The following is an 18,719-nucleotide window of genomic DNA, read 5'->3' on the forward strand; positions in this document are numbered from 1 at the left end:
TTCGGACCCGTGCAGGATGACTGATCGATGACATTGCTGTGGATAGCCCTGCTGCCCCTGCTAGGGGTACTGGTGCCTGTGCTGACCGCTCGACGCGGTCGGCATTTTTGTTCTCTGGCCACCGCCTTGCTGCCGGCCCTTGCCCTGTTACTGACGCTCGCTCAGTTGCCTGCGCTGAACGCCGGCGAAGCACTACGCTTCTCCGTTGACTGGATCCCCGGCCTGGGGCTGGACCTGGCGTTTCGCCTTGACGGCTTGTCGCTGCTTTTCAACCTGCTGATAATCGGCATCGGTCTGCTGATTCTTCTCTACGCGCATTATTACCTGTCGCCGGAGGAGCCTTTCGGGCGCTTCTATGCCTACTTGATCCTGTTCATGGCGTCGATGGTCGGTATCGTCATGTCCGACAACCTCTTGCTGCTGTGGCTCTATTGGGAACTTACCAGCCTTTCCTCCTTCCTGCTGATCGGTTTCTGGTCGTATCGCAGCGATGCTCGCAAAGGAGCACGCATGGCCTTGGCCGTCACCGGCGCGGGCGGACTGGCCTTGCTTGCCGGTCTGATATTGCTGGGGAACATGGTCGGCAGCTTCGACATGAATGTGGTACTGGCCAGCGGCGAGCTGATTGTCGCCGACTCTCTTTATCCGGTGATGCTGATACTGGTGCTGCTCGGCGCCTTTACCAAATCGGCCCAGTTTCCGTTTCATTTCTGGTTACCCCACGCCATGGCCGCACCGACGCCGGTGTCGGCCTATCTGCACTCGGCCACCATGGTCAAGGCGGGTATCTTCTTGCTGGCCAGACTGCATCCGGCTATCGCCGGCAGTGAGCTATGGTCGGTCATCGTACCGCTGGTGGGTATCATCACCATGCTGTACGGCGCTTGGTTCGCCTTGATCAAGACCGACCTCAAGTCCATCCTGGCGTTTTCCACGGTCAGTCATCTGGGGCTTATCACGGTGCTGTTGGGCATCGGCAGTCCCATGGCGGTGCTCGCCGCGCTCTTTCATATACTCAACCATGCCACCTTCAAGGCGGCGCTGTTCATGAGTGCGGGGATCATCGATCACGAAACCGGCACCCGCGAGCTTGGCCACCTCGGCGGGCTCAGGCGCGCCATGCCGGTCACCGCCCTGTTGACCACCGTGGCCGCCGCCGCCATGGCCGGGCTACCGCTACTCAATGGCTTTCTCTCCAAGGAAATGTTCTTCACCGAGACGCTGGTCACACCGGTGCTGGGCGGGTTGAGCTGGATAATGCCTGTCCTGGCGACCTTGGGTGGCGTACTGTCGGTGGCTTATTCACTACGCCTGGTATATGCAGTCTTCTTCAAGCCGGCTCGCCAAGCCCCGCCGAAATCTCCTCATGAGCCGCCACATCTGATGCGCTTACCCGTGGAATTGCTGGTGGTTCTTTGCGTTCTGGTGGGGATATTTCCTGCCGCCTTGGCCACCGGCCTGCTGGGGCTGGCCACCCAGGCTGTGCTCGGTGAAGCCCTGACGTTCTACCTGGCAGTGTGGCATGGCTTCAATCTGCCGCTGGCTATGAGCCTGGTGGCCATCGTCGCGGGTATTGCTCTCTACTGGCGTCACCCCTACCTGAAAAGTTTTGCCAAAAGCTTCCAGCCGGTGGATGCTCGCCTGGTCTTCGAGAGTGCCATGCAATGCCTGGTTCGCCGGGCGGAAAGCGGCCTGGCCCGCTTCGATGGCGGCTCACTGCAACGTTACATGGGATTGCTGCTGTTCGCCGCCCTGGTCATGGGCACACTGGGCCTGGCCGGCATGGGAGCCCTTACCGGCAGCCGGGGCAACCAGCCTCTCGACGGGGTACTGTTGCTGGGCGCCGGTCTATTGATCTTCGGTGGCATCGGTACCGTGCTCACCCACCGCCACCGCCTGATATCGCTGCTGATGCTTTCCGTCGTGGGGCTGGTGGTCGCGCTGACTTTCGCGCGATTCTCCGCTCCCGACCTGGCCCTGACGCAGCTGTCGGTGGAAGTCGTCACCATGATTCTGTTGATGTTGGCGCTGTTCTTTCTGCCCCAGAAAACCGCCAGCGAGTCCTCGCCACGCCGCAACCTGCGCGACATAGCCCTGGCCGGCTCCCTAGGCACGGTCATCGCAAGCCTCAACTATGCGGTGCTAACCCGTGACAACGACCCGATATCGGGCTTTTTCATGGAAAACAGCGTGCCCGGCGGTGGCGGTCACAATGTGGTCAACGTGATTCTGGTCGACTTTCGCGGCTTCGATACCCTGGGTGAAATCACCGTACTGGCCCTCGCGGGGCTGGCGATCTTCAAGCTACTCAATCGTCTGCGCTTGTTCATGCCTCACAGCGATAACGAGGGGCGCCTCTGGTCGCCGGACTGCTATCCGATGATCCTGACCACCATTTCCCAGGCCATACTACCTCTGGCGCTGCTGGTCTCGGCCTTCATCTTCCTGCGAGGACACAACATGCCGGGCGGCGGCTTTATCGCCGGGCTGATCACCGCCGTGGCCCTTATCCTGGTCTACATGGCGCGTGGCGTCGAATGGGTCCAGTACCGCCTCGACTTTCCCTACCAACCGATCGCTATTGCCGGGGTCGCCATCGCTACTCTTACCGGTCTGGGCAGCTGGTTGTTCGGAAAGCCGTTCTTGACCTCGGCTTTCGGCTACTTCCATCTACCGCTGGTGGGTAAGTTCGAATTGGCCACCGCCATGCTTTTCGATTTAGGCGTCTACCTGGCGGTGGTAGGAGCTACCCTCATGATTCTGGCCAATCTGGGCAAGGTCACCACCGCGCACCGCCCGGTCAAGCAACCAGCATCGAGCGATACCGAACGTTCCACCAAGGAGAAAAGTTGATGGAAGGCCTCTACGCCATCACCACCGGTGTTCTCACCGCCTGTGGTCTCTACCTGACACTACGCGGACGCACCTTTCCGGTTGTGGTCGGTTTGACCTTGCTCTCCTATGCCGTGAACCTCTTTCTGTTCTCCATGGGTGGGCTGACCACCGATGGGGCCGCTATCGTTGACGGCCCCGCAAGCTATGCCGACCCTTTGCCGCAGGCACTGGTACTTACGGCCATCGTCATCGGCTTCGCCATGACCGCCTTCGTGGTGATTCTGGCGATGCGCGCCCGCAGCGAGGCGGGTAACGATCATGTCGACGGCCGCGAGGAGGAACGCCAGTGATACAGCATTTGATTGTCCTGCCGGTCGTCCTGCCGTTGGTGGCCGGCATTCTGACATTGCGCCGCCGCCAGGGCGGCACCCGCTCCAAGCGCCTGATAGGCGTGGGCGCGACTGCATTGCTGGTGATGATCGGCATCGCGCTGCTGGCCCAGGCCGCCGGCGGCGAAGTGAGCTACTACGCGCTGGGCGGTTGGCAGCCCCCCTTTGGTATCGTTCTGGTGCTCGATCGCCTGTCAGCCTTGATGGTACTGGTGACCGCCGTGCTTGCACTGGGTGCGGTGGTCTTCGCCTGTGGCGGTGACGACGAGAAAGGCAGCAATTTCCATGGGCTTTTCCAGCTCCAGCTGATGGGCATCAATGGTGCCTTTCTCACCGGCGACCTGTTCAACCTCTTCGTATTTTTCGAGGTCTTGCTACTGGCTTCTTACGCCCTGCTGATGCATGGCGGCGGCAAGGCACGCATTCAGGCCGGGGTGCATTATGTGGTACTCAACCTGGCAGGCTCTTCACTGTTTCTGATTGCGGTGGGCGTGCTCTACGGCGCCACCGGCACTCTCAACATGGCCGATATGGCCGTGCGGATCAGCGAACTCCCTGCCGAACGGGCCGGCCTGGTGACGGCCGGCGCCCTGATGCTGCTGGTGGTGTTCGGCCTCAAGGCCGCCATCCTGCCCCTCTACTTCTGGCTGCCGCGTGCCTATGCCGCGGCACCCGCCCCGGTAGCGGCGCTGTTCGCCATCATGACCAAGGTAGGTATCTATGCGATTCTCAGGGTCTACTCGCTGCTCTTCGGCGAACAGGCGGGGCCACTCGCCGGACTGGAACAATCCTGGGTCTGGTGGTTGTCCCTGGCCACCTTGGTAGCCGCCGCCATGGGTATACTGGCGGCACGGGATCTGCGCCTGATGGTCGCCTATCTGGTGTTGTTTTCGGTCGGCACCCTGCTGGCCGGCATCGGCATCGGCTCGGTAGAGGCCACCTCCGCGCTACTCTATTATCTGATTCATACCACCCTGGTGACCGGCGGGCTCTTCCTGCTTGCCGAATTGATCGGTGTGCAACGCGGTAAAGCCGGAACACGGCTGGTGAAAGGCCGCCCTCTCAAACAGGGCGGCTGGCTGGCGGGGCTATTCTTTCTCGGGGCCATAGCGGTGGCGGGCATGCCGCCGCTGTCCGGCGCTATCGGCAAGGCATTTCTGCTGATAGCCGCCGAAGGCACTCAGCGGTTGTGGCTGTGGCCCATCCTGCTAGGCGGTGGGTTGTGCATGATGATTGCCCTTTCCCGCGCCGGCTCCACCCTGTTCTGGCGCAGCCACGGTGAAGCCGCTGGCGAAGCGTTACCGCGCCGCCAATGGTTCGGCGTCGTCTGGTTATTGGGCGCATCCCCCCTGCTGGTGGTACTGGCGGGCCCGATCAGCGACTACACTCACGCCACCGCCGTCCAACTGGCCAACCCCCAGAGCATGATTCATGCCCTTCTCGACGGAGAGTCTCCGTCAACTACCTCGCCCTGAAGGGATGAGGCTTGTGACAACAAGCCCGGTTGACCAGGGAAAGCGGTAGCCAACCCGCTACGTTTGCAATAGGTCGTTAAGACCCCACCGCCGGATGCTTCACTCAGTTCGGCGCTCTGGAAGATCAGGAGCATGCTGGTGAAAGGTAAAGCGCCGAAGGTTCTGATCGCTGTCGATGGCACCATGTTCGGCGGGAGCCGGTTGCAGACATTCCCGAGGGGAGACAGGTCGCAAGACCTGCGTCACCAGGCCCGTAAGGGCAAGAACAAAGGAGGTTGTTGGTATGGCAGTCTTGGTATTGGGAAAAAACAAGCAGCCGTTGATGCCGTGTAGCGAAAAGCGCGCAAGATTGCTATTGGAGCGCGGTCGGGCGGTGGTAGTGAATCGCACTCCCTTCGTGATCCGGCTGCGTGATCGGCGCCAGAGTGACGGCACCTTGCAGCCAACCCTGCTGGCCGCTGATCCGGGCAGCAAGGAAACCGGCCTGGCGCTGATGCGCCTGGAAGACAACGCAACGGACGAGCAGGCACCGGCGATACGTCATGTGCTTTGCCTGTTTCAATTGGTCCATCGGGGTTTCCAGATTCGTCAGGCACTGGAGCAACGGGCGGGGTTTCGCCGGCGGCGTCGCAGCAAGAACCTACGCCATCGGAAGCCACGTTTCGACAACCGGACGCGCAAGAAGGGCTGGCTGCCGCCCAGCCTGCAGCATCGGGTCGATACAACCATGGCCTGGGTGGACAAGCTGTGCCGTTGGGTGCCGGTGACTCACCTGAGCATGGAGCTGGTGCGCTTCGATATGCAGAAGCTGGAAAACCCGGAGATTACCGGGGTCGAGTACCAGCAAGGCACCTTGCTTGGCTATGAGGTACGCGAGTACCTGCTAGAGAAGTGGGGCCGGAAGTGCGCCTATTGCGGTACTGGCGATACACCGCTGGAAATTGAGCATGTGGTGCCGCGCGCTCGGGACGGCTCGAACCGGGTGAGCAACCTGACCATCGTCTGTCACGACTGCAACACCGCCAAGGACAGCCAGCCGCTTGCCGACTTCTTTGCCACCGACAAGGGGTTGAAACGCCGCCTCAAAGCCAATGGCCTGTCGGCGGAAACGCGCTTGGCTCGGGTGCAGCGCCAGCTCAAGTTGCCGCTGCGGGATGCCGCCGCCGTCAACGCCACGCGCTGGGCGCTGTTTGGCGCCATGAAAACCACTGGTCTGCCAGTCGCCGTGGGTAGCGGCGGTCGCACCAAGTTCAACCGCCAGCGCCTGGGTATTCCCAAGACCCACGCCCTGGATGCGGCCTGTGTTGGAAACGTCGACTTCCTGAAGGGTTGGCAAGTGCCGACGCTGATCATCAAGGCCACCGGGCGTGGCAGTTATCAGCGCACCCGGCTCGACAAATACGGTTTTCCGCGTGGCTACCTGATGCGCCAGAAGCAGGTACAGGGCTTTCAGACCGGCGATAGGGTTAGGGCGATTGTCCCGACCGGCAAGAAGGCCGGCACACATACAGGGCGCGCGGCAATCCGCAAGACTGGCAGTTTCAACATTCAGACCGAACAGGGCGCGGTACAGGGGATATCCTGGCGCTACTGCACTCTGCTGCAACGCGGTGATGGCTACGGCTATCACCAGATACCCACGATTCAACCCTAAGGAGGCGCGGACAGGGAACCCCGAGTCGTGCTGCGCACGACGCGCTATCCCTCCCGGCACTAAAAGTACCGGGTATCCCGCGTAATATCTGATGATCAAGCCCCGCTCTTGGCTGCCGACACCTCTGTTGTCGATCCTGCTGTTGCTGGTATGGCTACTCATGACACGTAGCATGGCCTTCGGCCAGATTCTGCTGGGGAGCGTACTGGCGATCGTCATTCCTCTGCTTACCTACCGTTTCTGGGATCTACAGCCGCATGTCAGCCAACCCTGGCTGTTGCTGCGCTTCGTTCTGCGAGTACTCGGCGATATCATCGTCGCCAATCTCGAGGTGGCCTGGTTGATCATCAACCCTTGGCGCCGCATGCGTCCGCATTTCGTTGAGTATCCACTGATGGTAAAGAAGCGTTTCACGGTTACCTTGCTGGCCAATACCATCAGCCTTACCCCGGGAACGGTCTCGGCCAACCTGCGTATGGATGGCAAGACGCTGCTGATCCACGCTTTGGATGTGGAGGACGAAGAGGCGCTTATCAATCACATTCGCGAGCGTTACGAGCGACCGCTTATGGAGATATATGAATGCTAGCTATCGCACTCAAGATCAGTCTGGCGCTAGTGATCCTGGCGCTGTTGCTGAATGTCTATCGACTCACCGTGGGTCCCTCGCTTCCCGACCGACTGCTGGCCTTGGACACCATGTACGTCAATTCCATTGCCTTGATTGTGATGATGGGCCTGTGGCTCAACACCAAGACCTATTTCGAGTCGGCACTGTTGATCGCCATGCTCGGTTTCATCAGCACGGTAGCGGTGTGCAAGTACTTGCTACGCGGCGATATCATCGAATAAAAAAGGCCTTGGAGGCTCCATGACGATTAACGTGATTCTTGAGGGCGTGATCAGTTTCCTGCTGATTGCAGGCGGCATCTTCGTATTTATCGGCTCGCTGGGCATGACCCACCTGCGCGACTTCTACATGCGCCTGCACGGCCCCACCAAGGCAACCACCCTGGGCATTGGCTGCATTCTGCTGGCTTCGATGCTGTATTTCTGGGGTGCCCAGGGCAAGCCGGATATCCAGGAAATACTGATTACCTTGTTCTTGTTCATCACCGCCCCGGTCAGCGCGCATTTGCTGGCCAAGACCGGGCTGCACTTGCAGCTGCCTCATGTCGACAAGACCCAAGGCCGGCCTTCGGAGCTGCGGGATGAAGAAATCGGTGACAAGCCGGTGCCGCATCCCGATCAGGGACACGGCTGACAAGCAGGATGGGTAGCGAGAAGGCCAATGCAGTCGTTGATACATTGGCCTTTTCATTGGCTAGAGCCAGCCACCCAGTTCGTTGCGGATAATCGCTGTCAGGGCTGCGATATGATCGTCCCGGTCATTCAGGCAAGGAATATAGGTGAAGGTCTCGCCCCCGGCCTCCAGAAAGCTATCGCGGATCTCTTCCTGAATTTCCTCCAACGTTTCTACACAATCCGAGGCGAACGCTGGGGATATCACCGCGATATGTTTCTTGCCCTGCCTGGCAAGCTCCGCCACATAGTCCACGGTAGCCGGCCCCACCCACTTCTCCGGCCCGAACTTGGATTGGAAAGTGGTCACGATCTCTTCATCCGCCATCCCCAGCCGTTCTTTCAACAGGCGCGTGGTCTTCTGGCAGTGACAATGATAGGGGTCGCCTTCCATCAGATAACGCTGGGGCACGCCGTGGTAACTGGCCACCAATTTTTCCGGGCGTGACGCCGTGTTTTCATAGACCTCCCGCACTGAATTGGCCAGCGCCGTGAGATATTCCGGGTGCTCGAAATACGCCGGCACCGTACGAATGGAGGGCTGCCACTTGAGTTTCATCAAGGTGCGAAAGGCCTGATCGTTGGCAGTCGCGGTGGTCGGTGAGCCGTATTGCGGATATAACGGGAAGAACACGATTTTTTCGCAGCCTTGGGCCTGAAGTCGCCGAATCACGCTATCGGTGGAAGGATTGCCGTAGCGCATGCAGAAATCCACCACCACATTATCACCGTAAAGCTCGTGCAGCGCCGTAGTCACTTTCTCGGTTTGCGCACGGGTAATGGTCAATAACGGGCTTTCGTTGTTTTCCATATTCCAGATACTTTTATACGCTTTTCCCGAAGAGAAGGGACGCTTGCTGAGAATGACCAGCTGCAACAGGGGCTGCCATTTCCAATCGGCGTAATCCACCACCCGCTTGTCGGACAGAAATTCACCTAGGTAACGTCGCATCGACCAGTAATCGGTGGCATCGGGCGTGCCCAGATTGGCCAGCACCACACCGACCTTGGTGGGAGCCACCGGCGGGTGGTCGGAGGCGGCATGCGCCAAGCGCCCTGTACCGGGCTGGTCCTTCTCTACGCTCGTGGTCATCCAATACTCCTAGGCAAATACGTTATACGTCATGGGATCTTAGCATTTTTCACCACCGCGGCGGCATAAAGTTATACTATCGACACGATCTGTATAACAATAGATGAACACATGTCTAAGCCTTGAGCTTACTATCCGGCAGATTACTGCCCCAGGAGTTTTTATGAGCCGCTTTCAGACATTGCAAGCGAGCGCGCCGGTAACGCTATTTCACGACGGCCACTGCCCTTTCTGCCGCGTCGAAGTCGCTTGGCTGGAAAAGCATCGCCAGCGTGAGCGTATCAAGCTGGTCGATATCCAAAGCCCAACGTTCAATGCCGAAGCATACGACACCCGATTCGAGCGCATGATGGGAAAGCTGCACGTATTGGATAGCCAAGGGGCGTGGTATATAGGCATGGACGCCAGCCGGGCCCTTTATGCCGTATTAGGCTACCGGCGGCTGGTGTGGCTGTCTTGCTTGCCCGGTATATGCGGCGTCATGGATACCGGCTACCGTTTTTTTGCCCGCCGCCGGGTACGGCTGGGCCAGTGGTGGGAAAAACGTCAAGCTAGACGTTGTGCTAAACGGTCTTGAGAACGACCTCAAAAGACTAGCGGCATGCGCGATGTCAGAGGGGCATCATAATGGGCTTCGCGACCGACCACTTCGTCTTGGGGCACATACTGCACCAAGTAAGCACGGTGAATACCGGCTCGCTTGAGCTCCAGGTAAACATCGTCGAGCGCGCGAAATAGCATCGGTTTTTTACGATTAGTCAGCATGTGGCGCTGCCCTTCCACATCTTCAAGTTCCACTTGATAGAAACGGCTGCCGGCGTGGGTAATCACCCGTATTTCAAAATTATCATGCTGTTTGACGAACGGCTTGAGTGACTTGAACTCCATGGTTCCCTCCTGCATTAAATACAACTCAGGCACAGCTTGACTGTGCCTGATGACATTTCCATTGCGGTTGAGTGTCACAAATATGACGGCAATGCTGCAAGGGAGTTCCAAGTATCTTCATCAAATATTACTGATAATCAGCTGGGTCGATCGCCTTTCCCAATGAGTTACGGTCAATCCAGTTACCCGCCTTGGTCTGCTTATAGCGGAACACCACCTTGTCACCGACCGCGACAGGCAACTCACTGTCTTCCGTCTGATAACTGTAGGCCTCGCCTTCCACCACCAAATGATAACGGTAAAGATCCGGCATCCCCAGCCATTCCTTGAACGGGCCTTCCTTCTCCAGCGATTGTAGCTCACCCCGCGCTTCCAACTTGGGAATGCGCGGACGATTACCCCGTCGAAAACCACCAGCCATTGCTTTCTCCACTTGATTGATTGCCACTCGCACGCCAGTCTCGTTCGTGCGTTTGCTTATCGGCCCTGCCCTTCGCGACTGGGCATTATGCGGCTTGGCCATTGCGCCTCAACCGTCTCTCAACATCGGCTCAACCGCCGAAGGCTTCCCCGTAGCTGTCCGGGGCCAAGTCCTCGAAACGGGTGTATTTACCGATAAATGCCATATGCACCGTGCCGATGGGGCCGTTACGTTGCTTGCCGATAATCAATTCAGCCAGCCCCTGGTTATCCGGGTTGTCCTGGTTGTACACCTCATCACGATAGACGAAGGCGATCACATCCGCATCCTGCTCGATGGCCCCGGACTCCCGCAAATCCGACATCACCGGGCGCTTGTTGGGGCGCTGCTCCAATGAACGGTTAAGCTGGGAAAGCGCTACCACCGGGCAACCGAATTCCTTGGCCATCCCTTTTAACGAACGCGAAATCTCCGAGATTTCCCCGGTACGATTTTCGGAAAAACCAGGAATCTGCATCAACTGCAGATAATCGATCATGATCAATGCCATGTTGCCATGCTCGCGTACCACCCGGCGTATGCGCGAGCGCATCTCATTGGGCGAAAGCGCTGCGGTGTCGTCGATGAACAGCTGCTTGTCTTTAAGCAGGTTGACCGCCGAGGTCAGCCGTGGCCAATCCTCATCTTCCAGCTGGCCAGTACGCACACGGGTCTGGTCGATTCGCCCCAGGGAGGACAGCATCCGCAGCATCAAGGATTCCGCGGGCATCTCCATGGAAAACACCATCACCGCCTTATCGCTGGAAATTACCGCGTGTTCCACCAGGTTCATGGCAAAGGAGGTCTTGCCCATCGAAGGCCTTCCGGCAATGATCACCAGATCCGAGGGCTGCCAGCCGGTCGTCATCTCGTCCAGGTCACGAAAACCGGTGGACAAGCCGGTCATTTCGCCCTTGAGATTGAACAACTCGTCAATGCGATCCACGGCCTTGGTCAAAAGCTCGCTCATGCCGAGAGGACCACCGCTTTTAGGCCGCTCCTCGCTGATCTGGAAGACCAGACGCTCGGCCTCGTCCAACAGTTCATCGGCAGGACGCCCTTGGGGGCTGAAAGCACCATCGGCTATCTGGCTGGCGGCACGGATCAACTTTCGCAACGTCGCCCGCTCACGCACGATATCGGCGTAGGCGCGAATATTGCTCGCCGAGGGGGTATTGCGGGCAAGTTCGGCCAGAAATGCCAGGCCACCGACCGTATCCAGCTGGTCGCGTGCTTCCAGGGCTTCCGAGAGCGTGACCACATCCAGCGGCTGTCCGGCTTCCGCCATGTAGATCATGACGTTGAATACCAAGCGATGCTCGTAGCGATAGAAGTCATCGGCCACCAACCGGTCCGACACATTGTCCCAAGCTTGGTTATCCAGCATCAACCCGCCGAGAACCGACTGCTCCGCCTCCAACGAATGAGGAGGCAGCTTGAGCGCTGCCGTTTCCTGGTCGGAAGAAGACCTGTCCTGCATCATTTGCTCCTTGAACGCTCGATATCGTTCAAACCGGTAGCCTGAGGGGTAAATCAGTGACTGGGGTGTCGTTGATAAACCCGGAACGACAAAGGGCGCGGGATAGCCCGCGCCCTTTGATGGTCTGGCGAGATCAAGCGGCTTATTCAGCCACAATCACCACACGCACCACTGCATTCACTTCTGGATGGAGATGCAGATCGATGTCGAATTCGCCGGTGTGACGAATCGGACCTTGCGGCATGCGAACTTCGCTCTTGACCACATCAATACCCGCGGAAGAAATCGCATCGGCGATATCACGCGGACCGATGGAACCGAACAGCTTGCCTTCGTCACCGGCTTTCGATGTCAAGGACAGTTCGATTTCATTGAGCTGTGCTGCACGCTCTTCGGCTTCGGCCTTGCGCTCGGCAGCTTGAGCTTCGAGCTCGGAGCGCTGGGCATTGAAGGCTTCGATGTTTTCCTTGGTGGCCGGCACGGCCAAGCCGTAAGGCACCAAGTAGTTACGACCATAACCAGGCTTTACAGTGACCTTGTCACCGAGGCCGCCCAGCTTACCAATCTTATCGAGCAGAATGACTTCCATCTCGTAAACCTCTTGTCAGTTGCTGCGAGCCAACCGTGCGCGAAAATTCGCTAGCGTATCGATCAGGCCCAACAGCAGCACGATGAGAATCGCGGGCCATGTGGTGATAAGCAGCGCGTAGAACGCTACCAACCACAAGCCATTCATCCCTTTTAATCCAATAACCCCGTGTACCAACGCAATGCCAGCGATCAGCAAAGGTACCCACCCAAGCATGGCCAACGGCGCAATTCCCAGCAGCATGCCCCCCACGCCCAGCACCAGCAGAACGGCCAGTTCCCGAGGCGCCAGGCGCAAGGCGTGAAACTCCTCGCGAAAGCCTCCCGGGTTATAAAGCCCGGCCTGCCAGCTGCGCGCCAGTGCCAGACAGCCTATCGATGCCAGCAATACCACTAACCCGGTGACGCCACTGATGACCAGTTCAGCCAGCACCTGAGTATCAAACCCTTGGCTGGTGAACTCGGTCAGCATGCGATCAATCTCAGGGGAGCCTTTACGCAACTCCTCAAGCATCAAGCGGGTGTCACCCGGCGGAGTGAAAACACCCAACTGGATCATTGCCGAGGCAGCCAGCGAGCCACCAATCAGTGCCTCACTCCAGCGCATTCGCTCACGCAGAATAACGGCCATCAGCGTCACCAGCAGTACGCTGGCAAGCGGAATCACATCACCCTGCGACCACCACCAGCCGGCGGGTAGCGCGGCGGCGATAACCACAGGAAGCGCCGGCACAAGGCCATGGCGCAGCGTCGCCAGGGCGGCGATTGCCGCCCCCAGCCAGAATAGCCAAGGCACCAGGGTTGCCAAAGCAGCCCCGGCGGCGGCGTAGGGTATGCCGCGCATCAGCCATCGGGCGAGTACCAACATCACGCTAGCAACTTACTTGTGGCTATCGGAGTAGGGCAGAAGCGCCAGGTAACGCGAGCGCTTTACAGCTGTCGCCAACTGGCGCTGATAACGTGCCTTGGTGCCGGTGATACGGCTTGGAACGATCTTGCCGGTTTCGGTGATGTAAGCTTTCAGCGTATCCAGATCCTTATAATCGATCTGCTTTACGCCTTCAGCGGTGAAGCGGCAAAACTTGCGGCGACGGAAAAAACGTGCCATGGAATAACTCCTTCAAACGTGCAAATAATAAAATCAGGCAGTTTCTTCGCGGGGCTTGTCTTCGCGACGCGGACGCTTTTCTTCTGCCGGCTTCATCATCGGTGAAGCTTCGGTGACAGCTTCCTTGCAGCGCAAGACCAAGCTGCGGATGATGGCATCGTTGAAACGGAAGATGTTCTCGATTTCGTCGAGAGTCTCGCCGCCGCACTCGACGTTCATCAGCACGTAGTGAGCCTTGTGGATCTTGTTGATCGGGTAAGCCAGGTGGCGACGGCCCCAATCTTCCAGACGATGCACGGTACCACCATTTTCGGTGACAATGCTGGTATAGCGCTCGACCATGGCCGGCACTTGCTCGCTCTGGTCCGGATGGACCATGAACACGATTTCATAATGACGCATACGATCTCCTTGCGGTTTGGCAGCTTCCAATGCGCGTGCTACCGAGGCACCACGACAGGGAAGCAAGGAGGTGATTGAAATGCCTCCGTTCGAGTCATCGCAGCAAGCGACGAGACGCCGGAGGCATCAAGTAGAATAGCGCCCGCTTGTCAGGCAAACGGGCGCAGGCATTTTAGGGGCGCAGCGACTAACTTGCAAGCTGTCGTTGGCGCACCGCCTCAAACAGGCAGATGCCCGTGGCCACCGAGACATTCAGGCTCGACACCTGCCCCGCCATGGGCAGCTTGGCGAGATTATCGCAGGCTTCGCGGGTCAAGCGGCGCATGCCCTTGCCTTCGGCCCCCATCACCAGGGCCACAGGACCGGTGAAGTCGATCTGATAGATACTGGATTCGGCTTCACCGGCGGCACCGGTAATCCACACACCTTCGACCTTGAGCTTGGCCAGGGTGCGCGCCAGATTGGTGACCTGATAAACCGGCACCACTTCAGCAGCACCGCAAGCCACCTTGCGTACGGTGGCATTGAGCGGAGCGGCCTTGTCCTTGGCCACGATCACCCCATGTGCACCGGCTGCATCGGCACTGCGCAGGCAAGCACCGAAGTTATGCACGTCGGTCACGCCATCGAGCACCAGAAACAATGGCGGCTGTGGTGCCCGCCAGGCGCGCAACTTGAGCCACAACGACTCTTCGCCTTCGGGTGTCAAAGGCGAGCAGAACGCCGCCACACCCTGATGGGCACCGCCCTGGGTCAGTTGGTCGAGCACTTCGCGGGGCCGCTCCTTGACCAATGCTCCCTTGGATTGAGCTTCGTCCACTAGAGCCGCAAGGCGCGTGCCCGCCCCTTGCTGCACCCACAATTCACGGGGAGCTTCACCACGATCGAGCAGGCTGCGCAGCGCATGCACACCAAATACCAGCTCAAGGCCATTCGGCACCTTGAGATGCTGACGAGAAGACGCCGGTTTCATTACTTACCCCTTCTTGGGTGACGTCTTGCGTGGCCCGCGGCGAGTTCGCCGTGCACCCTCACCGCTATTATGGGTGCCTTCCTTCTTGTCGGCCGAGCGGCTTTTGCGCGGCTGACGCTTAGGACGTGGCTTGTCATTTTCCAGGGCGAAGTCGATCTTACGATCATCCATGTCCACACGCGCGACCTGCACCGTGAGGCCATCACCCAAGCGATAGCTCGAACCGGTCCGTTCACCCTTGAGTCGATGTTTTTCGGCTTCGTAGTGGTAATAGTCAGATGGCAGCGAGGTGACGTGCACCAGCCCTTCCACATAGAATTCATCCAGGCGCACGAAAAGCCCGAACTGGGTCACCGTGGCGATGGTCCCTTCAAAGACTTCACCCAGCTTGTCGGACATGAACTCGCACTTGAGCCAGTCTTCGACATCACGGGTGGCATCGTCAGCGCGACGTTCGGCCATCGAACAGTGCTCACCCAGCTCGACCATCTGCTCGAACGTATAAGGGCACCACTTGCTTGGCGGCTCGACCGGCGCGCCTTCGGCACGCAGCACCGTATTGGTCTGGCGTGGCCCGCGAATCACCGAACGAATGGCGCGGTGAACCAACAGGTCCGGATAACGCCGGATCGGTGAGGTGAAGTGGGCATAGGCGGGATACGCCAGGCCGAAGTGGCCGTCGTTCTGCGGTGAATACACGGCACGACTCATCGAGCGCAACATCACGGTTTGAATGATATCGAAATCCGGCCGACCCTTGATCGTCTCCGCCAGGGTGCGGTAGTCCTGAGGGGTGGGCTCGTCGCCGCCGCCCAGGGAAAGCCCCAACTCATTGAGAAACAGGCGCAGCTTGTCGAGGCGCTCCGGAGCGGGACGCTCATGAATGCGGTAAAGCGCCGGGAGGTCATGCTTGTCGAGAAAGCGTGCCGTGGCCACGTTGGCCGCGAGCATGCATTCCTCGATCACCTTGTGAGCATCGTTGCGTGAGCGCGGCACGATTTTTTCGATCTTGCGCTCTTCATTGAAGATGATCGCGGTTTCGGTGGTCTCGAAATCGATCGCCCCACGCTCTTCACGTGCCTGACGGAGCAGCTTGTAAAGCTCATGCAGGTTCTTGACCGGCTTGACCAAGGAGGCATGCTCGTTACGCAGCGCCTCGCCCTCTTTGCTCGACTCATCGAGCATCGCCGCCACCTTGTTATAGGTCAGGCGCGCATGAGAGCGCATTACCGCCTCATAAAAGCGGTGACGGCTGATGGTGCCGGTCTTGGAAATATTCATTTCGCAGACCAGCACCAGACGGTCGACATGCGGGTTCAGCGAACACAGACCGTTGGAAAGAAGCTCCGGAAGCATCGGCACGACCTGGCCCGGAAAGTATACCGAGGTGCCACGTGTACGCGCTTCTTCGTCCAGCGCTGCACTCGGCCGAACGTAATGCGAAACGTCGGCAATCGCCACCAGCAATTTCCAGCTGCCCGACTTGGTCTTCCAGGCGCAGACCGCATCGTCGAAGTCTTTTGCCGACTCATCATCGATGGTCACCAATGGCGTATCCCGCAGGTCGATACGGTGAGCCTTGTCGGCTTCTTCGACTTCCGCCGAGATACCGGCGATCTGATCCAGCACCTCTGGTGGAAACTCGGCGGGAATATCGTAACTGCGAATCGCAATATCGATTTCCATGCCAGGGTCCATGCGTTCGCCCAGTACTTCGACGACTTCCCCTACCGGCTGCACGCGCGTTTCTGGCTGTTTGACGATTTTGGCTGAAATCACCTGCCCGTCCTGGGCACCACCACAGGCACTGTGAGGAATGATCACTTCCTGGGTGACACGAGGGTTCTCGGGAATCAGGATACCGAATTCCGGCGTATTGGCCCGATACACGCCCACGATTGTCTGGGTGTTGCGTGTCAGCACCTCGGAAATGGTGGCCTCGTCACGCCCGCGGCGATCACGTCCGGTGACACGTGCCAGGACATGGTCGCCATGGAAGACGCGGCGCATTTGCCGCGACTGCAACACCAGATCGGGCTTCTTGCCGTCATCGCGCACCAGAAAACCGAAGCCATCTCGATGGCCCAGCACCTTACCCTTGATCAAGTCCAGCTTATCGATCAAGGCATAGGCATTGCGGCGATTGCGTAGCACCTGACCGTCACGCTCCATGGCGGCCATGCGACGACGTACTGCTTCTTGAAGATCTTCATCTTCAAGGCCCAGCATCCGGCTCATGTTTTCGTGGGTAATAGGTTTGCCGTACTCTTCAAGCGCAGCTAGAAGATATTCGCGACTAGGCGCGGGTTTGTCGTACTTATGCGCTTCGCGTTCGGCGTGCGGATCGTCACGTAAAGTCCATTGCGTCATGCTTTCGGCATCCTCAGCGGCGGCAGGGGAAGAGTATTTAGAAGCAGGTGCTCTAAAGAGAAGTGATGATGGAGCGCGGACGCCAAGCGTCGCATGCACAAGGTTCCAGCAGCGAATGTGTCGGAAAAAACAAGTCTATGATTGGTCATGCCCGCAGTATAGCGCCGCTGTTTGAATGACCCAACCATCTTCCTTGCTGTTTATCGCCTGTAGGGCAAGAAAAAACGCCGTCAAAGGCTTGCATTCCATTACCAGGCGGGTAATATACGCGCCACTTGCCCAGATGGCGGAATTGGTAGACGCGCTAGCTTCAGGTGCTAGTGTCCGTATGGACGTGGAGGTTCAAGTCCTCTTCTGGGCACCATTAGTTTTTGAGTATATTACTCAAAAACGTCTGGTTACCTCGGTCACAGCGAGGTGAAGTAGTGAAGGCTGTACTTGAAGACAGTCGCATAAAATGTAGGCAGGCTTGTGTTCGCCCAGGTGGCGGAATTGGTAGACGCGCTAGCTTCAGGTGCTAGTGTCCGTATGGACGTGGAGGTTCAAGTCCTCTCCTGGGCACCATACCGAACACAACCGATCACATCGAAAAAGCAGCAATATGATGCGCCCAGGTGGCGGAATTGGTAGACGCGCTAGCTTCAGGTGCTAGTGTCCGTATGGACGTGGAGGTTCAAGTCCTCTCCTGGGCACCATGCTTCATGGTACCGTCCAACCGCATCATTTCTTATTATTTCCCCTTCTTTCTGCGTCATCTTCCCATCGTATCATCCAGTCATACCGTATAGTCCCACTTGTCGCGCCAATCCTTTGCCGTATTAGCCACTGTTTATGTTGACCTTCAAGCAATCCGTTATCTACTGAAACCGTCCCGGCCGTTTGGCTACCTCTTCCAACGCCCAACCGTCCGTCTCGATGCGGCTTTCCAGACGTTGCTCAACGTCCTGAGCCAGATCGGGAAAGAAGTCCAAACCGGTACGTGCCTCTACCTGATCGATACTCACCAGATAATCGTCCAACGGCTCATTACCGCGTGCGGTCTGAGGCATGATGAACGCCAATGCCTGCGGCGTTTCAGCGTGAGGCGCCACGACAATCTTGTAGAAGGCTTCGGGAATTTCCACAAGCCCGACACGATTGAAGACGTTATCCATGAAGGATTCCGGAAATACTGGGCCCGTAATCACCTGCAACTGCTCGAAACGCGGGGCGAAATGATCCATGACTGACTCTTCCAGTCGCTGCCATAGCTGCCGATTGAGGTCGGGGCGCTGCGGTGCCATATTGCTCATGCGAAAGGTATGCAACTGCGCTGCACGCCCGTGCACCGCGGCGATCGCGTAATTTGGCGCCAAGTGCCCACGATCGTAACCACTGCCAGAATATTCGTCGGTGCCAATCGGCCATAGCGTGCGCCAATCCGCCTGGAAATTCGGCCGCGCGCCAATGCGCGCATCTTCCACGGCATGTAGCTGATAGCTGACCCAAAGAGCGTTGACCCGGACATCCGACCAACCCACCAGAAAGCCGTCATTACGCAATACACGATGAAAGGTGGTGGGATGCAAAGACTCCCAAGTCGGCGTGCCCATCCAGTTGTAGTCATCGCGGTACTGGCGCTCCTGGAAATGCCATAACCCCGATGCCATTACCACGAATAACAGCGAAACACCGAGGTTGCGGCCCCGGCGGCGCCAACGGG

General features: G+C 58.4%; 19 protein-coding genes and 3 tRNA genes. 11 read left to right on the forward strand and 11 right to left on the reverse strand.

Annotated features, from left to right (window positions below; translation table 11 throughout):
- The first annotated feature begins 27 nt into the window (after positions 1 to 27).
- From LG290_RS12315 to LG290_RS12345, 7 genes are all read left to right on the forward strand, one after another.
- Complete coding sequence (locus tag LG290_RS12315) at positions 28 to 2,853, forward strand: monovalent cation/H+ antiporter subunit A (protein WP_499835061.1); 2,826 nt, start codon at positions 28 to 30, stop codon at positions 2,851 to 2,853.
- Positions 2,853 to 3,185, forward strand: a complete 333-nt coding sequence (locus LG290_RS12320; protein ID WP_160417810.1) for a Na+/H+ antiporter subunit C — start codon at positions 2,853 to 2,855, stop codon at positions 3,183 to 3,185. Before LG290_RS12315 ends, LG290_RS12320 begins: the two co-directional genes overlap by 1 nt.
- On the forward strand, positions 3,182 to 4,699 hold the full coding sequence (locus tag LG290_RS12325) for a monovalent cation/H+ antiporter subunit D (protein ID WP_499835062.1): 1,518 nt from the start codon (positions 3,182 to 3,184) through the stop codon (positions 4,697 to 4,699). Before LG290_RS12320 ends, LG290_RS12325 begins: the two co-directional genes overlap by 4 nt.
- Positions 4,700 to 4,982: 283 nt before the next feature.
- Entirely contained in the window at positions 4,983 to 6,353 is a 1,371-nt protein-coding gene (gene iscB / locus LG290_RS12330) for an RNA-guided endonuclease IscB (RefSeq protein WP_499835063.1), read from the forward strand.
- Positions 6,354 to 6,444: 91 nt separating this feature from the next.
- A complete protein-coding gene (locus LG290_RS12335; RefSeq protein WP_160417808.1) occupies positions 6,445 to 6,942 on the forward strand; it encodes a Na+/H+ antiporter subunit E in 498 nt (165 codons plus the stop codon).
- Positions 6,936 to 7,205: a K+/H+ antiporter subunit F gene (locus LG290_RS12340; RefSeq protein ID WP_114486118.1), complete on the forward strand. Its 270-nt coding sequence runs from the start codon at positions 6,936 to 6,938 to the stop codon at positions 7,203 to 7,205. Before LG290_RS12335 ends, LG290_RS12340 begins: the two co-directional genes overlap by 7 nt.
- 19 nt (positions 7,206 to 7,224) lie before the next feature.
- Complete coding sequence (locus tag LG290_RS12345; RefSeq protein WP_202114701.1) at positions 7,225 to 7,617, forward strand: Na+/H+ antiporter subunit G; 393 nt, start codon at positions 7,225 to 7,227, stop codon at positions 7,615 to 7,617.
- 60 nt (positions 7,618 to 7,677) lie between these two features.
- Here the strand turns inward: LG290_RS12345 and hemH are convergent, their stop codons facing one another.
- Complete coding sequence (gene hemH, locus LG290_RS12350) at positions 7,678 to 8,748, reverse strand: ferrochelatase (RefSeq protein WP_499835064.1); 1,071 nt, start codon at positions 8,746 to 8,748, stop codon at positions 7,678 to 7,680.
- A 163-nt stretch (positions 8,749 to 8,911) separates the two neighbouring features.
- Here hemH and LG290_RS12355 point away from each other — a divergent pair, with 163 nt between their 5' ends.
- On the forward strand, positions 8,912 to 9,325 hold the full coding sequence (locus tag LG290_RS12355; protein WP_499835065.1) for a thiol-disulfide oxidoreductase DCC family protein: 414 nt from the start codon (positions 8,912 to 8,914) through the stop codon (positions 9,323 to 9,325).
- A gap of 8 nt (positions 9,326 to 9,333) precedes the next feature.
- Here the strand turns inward: LG290_RS12355 and LG290_RS12360 are convergent, their stop codons facing one another.
- The 9 genes from LG290_RS12360 to rnr all read right to left on the reverse strand — a co-directional run bounded on the left by LG290_RS12360 (position 9,334) and on the right by rnr (position 17,017).
- The gene (locus LG290_RS12360; RefSeq protein WP_160417806.1) at positions 9,334 to 9,636 is read right to left on the reverse strand and encodes a DUF6482 family protein; all 303 of its coding nucleotides are present in this window, start codon (positions 9,634 to 9,636) and stop codon (positions 9,334 to 9,336) included.
- Positions 9,637 to 9,763: 127 nt separating this feature from the next.
- On the reverse strand, positions 9,764 to 10,057 hold the full coding sequence (locus LG290_RS12365) for a hypothetical protein (protein ID WP_160417805.1): 294 nt from the start codon (positions 10,055 to 10,057) through the stop codon (positions 9,764 to 9,766).
- Positions 10,058 to 10,187: 130 nt separating this feature from the next.
- Positions 10,188 to 11,576, reverse strand: coding sequence for a replicative DNA helicase (gene dnaB, locus LG290_RS12370; protein ID WP_499837101.1), 1,389 nt, complete (start codon positions 11,574 to 11,576; stop codon positions 10,188 to 10,190).
- A 142-nt stretch (positions 11,577 to 11,718) separates the two neighbouring features.
- Complete coding sequence (gene rplI, locus LG290_RS12375; protein WP_160417803.1) at positions 11,719 to 12,165, reverse strand: 50S ribosomal protein L9; 447 nt, start codon at positions 12,163 to 12,165, stop codon at positions 11,719 to 11,721.
- 15 nt (positions 12,166 to 12,180) lie between these two features.
- Positions 12,181 to 13,032: a hypothetical protein gene (locus LG290_RS12380; RefSeq protein WP_160417802.1), complete on the reverse strand. Its 852-nt coding sequence runs from the start codon at positions 13,030 to 13,032 to the stop codon at positions 12,181 to 12,183.
- Between the two features lie 12 nt (positions 13,033 to 13,044).
- Entirely contained in the window at positions 13,045 to 13,272 is a 228-nt protein-coding gene (gene rpsR / locus LG290_RS12385; protein ID WP_114486126.1) for a 30S ribosomal protein S18, read from the reverse strand.
- A 33-nt stretch (positions 13,273 to 13,305) separates the two neighbouring features.
- On the reverse strand, positions 13,306 to 13,674 hold the full coding sequence (gene rpsF, locus LG290_RS12390) for a 30S ribosomal protein S6 (RefSeq protein ID WP_114486127.1): 369 nt from the start codon (positions 13,672 to 13,674) through the stop codon (positions 13,306 to 13,308).
- Between the two features lie 187 nt (positions 13,675 to 13,861).
- Positions 13,862 to 14,647 (reverse strand): 23S rRNA (guanosine(2251)-2'-O)-methyltransferase RlmB, encoded by a 786-nt coding sequence (gene rlmB / locus LG290_RS12395; RefSeq protein WP_499835066.1) that lies wholly within the window; start codon positions 14,645 to 14,647, stop codon positions 13,862 to 13,864.
- 3 nt (positions 14,648 to 14,650) lie between these two features.
- Entirely contained in the window at positions 14,651 to 17,017 is a 2,367-nt protein-coding gene (gene rnr / locus LG290_RS12400) for a ribonuclease R (protein ID WP_499835067.1), read from the reverse strand.
- Positions 17,018 to 17,294: 277 nt separating this feature from the next.
- On the opposite strand from rnr, the gene LG290_RS12405 reads away from it, so the two are divergent.
- From LG290_RS12405 to LG290_RS12415, 3 genes are all read left to right on the forward strand, one after another.
- Positions 17,295 to 17,381, forward strand: a tRNA-Leu gene (locus LG290_RS12405).
- A 113-nt stretch (positions 17,382 to 17,494) separates the two neighbouring features.
- Positions 17,495 to 17,581, forward strand: a tRNA-Leu gene (locus LG290_RS12410).
- Between the two features lie 44 nt (positions 17,582 to 17,625).
- Positions 17,626 to 17,712, forward strand: a tRNA-Leu gene (locus LG290_RS12415).
- A gap of 162 nt (positions 17,713 to 17,874) precedes the next feature.
- On the opposite strand, the gene LG290_RS12420 is transcribed toward LG290_RS12415, so the two are convergent.
- Positions 17,875 to 18,666 carry a DNA/RNA non-specific endonuclease gene (locus tag LG290_RS12420; protein ID WP_499837102.1) on the reverse strand — a complete coding sequence of 264 codons (792 nt, stop codon included), beginning with the start codon at positions 18,664 to 18,666 and terminating at the stop codon, positions 17,875 to 17,877.
- Positions 18,667 to 18,719 lie beyond the last annotated feature (53 nt).

Source organism: Halomonas sediminis, assembly GCF_044871105.1.
GTDB lineage: Bacteria > Pseudomonadota > Gammaproteobacteria > Pseudomonadales > Halomonadaceae > Vreelandella > Vreelandella zhuhanensis.

Bases quoted from the DNA above. Each gene is read 5' to 3' on its own strand.
- LG290_RS12315 (WP_499835061.1), top strand. From the start codon at position 28: ATGACATTGCTGTGGATAGCCCTGCTGCCCCTGCTAGGGGTACTGGTG.
- LG290_RS12320 (WP_160417810.1), top strand. From the start codon at position 2,853: ATGGAAGGCCTCTACGCCATCACCACCGGTGTTCTCACCGCCTGTGGT.
- iscB (WP_499835063.1), top strand. From the start codon at position 4,983: ATGGCAGTCTTGGTATTGGGAAAAAACAAGCAGCCGTTGATGCCGTGT.
- LG290_RS12335 (WP_160417808.1), top strand. From the start codon at position 6,445: ATGATCAAGCCCCGCTCTTGGCTGCCGACACCTCTGTTGTCGATCCTG.
- LG290_RS12340 (WP_114486118.1), top strand. From the start codon at position 6,936: ATGCTAGCTATCGCACTCAAGATCAGTCTGGCGCTAGTGATCCTGGCG.
- LG290_RS12345 (WP_202114701.1), top strand. From the start codon at position 7,225: ATGACGATTAACGTGATTCTTGAGGGCGTGATCAGTTTCCTGCTGATT.
- hemH (WP_499835064.1), bottom strand. From the start codon at position 8,748: ATGACCACGAGCGTAGAGAAGGACCAGCCCGGTACAGGGCGCTTGGCG.
- LG290_RS12355 (WP_499835065.1), top strand. From the start codon at position 8,912: ATGAGCCGCTTTCAGACATTGCAAGCGAGCGCGCCGGTAACGCTATTT.
- LG290_RS12360 (WP_160417806.1), bottom strand. From the start codon at position 9,636: ATGGAGTTCAAGTCACTCAAGCCGTTCGTCAAACAGCATGATAATTTT.
- LG290_RS12365 (WP_160417805.1), bottom strand. From the start codon at position 10,057: ATGGCTGGTGGTTTTCGACGGGGTAATCGTCCGCGCATTCCCAAGTTG.
- dnaB (WP_499837101.1), bottom strand. From the start codon at position 11,576: ATGCAGGACAGGTCTTCTTCCGACCAGGAAACGGCAGCGCTCAAGCTG.
- rplI (WP_160417803.1), bottom strand. From the start codon at position 12,165: ATGGAAGTCATTCTGCTCGATAAGATTGGTAAGCTGGGCGGCCTCGGT.
- LG290_RS12380 (WP_160417802.1), bottom strand. From the start codon at position 13,032: ATGTTGGTACTCGCCCGATGGCTGATGCGCGGCATACCCTACGCCGCC.
- rpsR (WP_114486126.1), bottom strand. From the start codon at position 13,272: ATGGCACGTTTTTTCCGTCGCCGCAAGTTTTGCCGCTTCACCGCTGAA.
- rpsF (WP_114486127.1), bottom strand. From the start codon at position 13,674: ATGCGTCATTATGAAATCGTGTTCATGGTCCATCCGGACCAGAGCGAG.
- rlmB (WP_499835066.1), bottom strand. From the start codon at position 14,647: ATGAAACCGGCGTCTTCTCGTCAGCATCTCAAGGTGCCGAATGGCCTT.
- rnr (WP_499835067.1), bottom strand. From the start codon at position 17,017: ATGACGCAATGGACTTTACGTGACGATCCGCACGCCGAACGCGAAGCG.
- LG290_RS12420 (WP_499837102.1), bottom strand. From the start codon at position 18,666: ATGGCATCGGGGTTATGGCATTTCCAGGAGCGCCAGTACCGCGATGAC.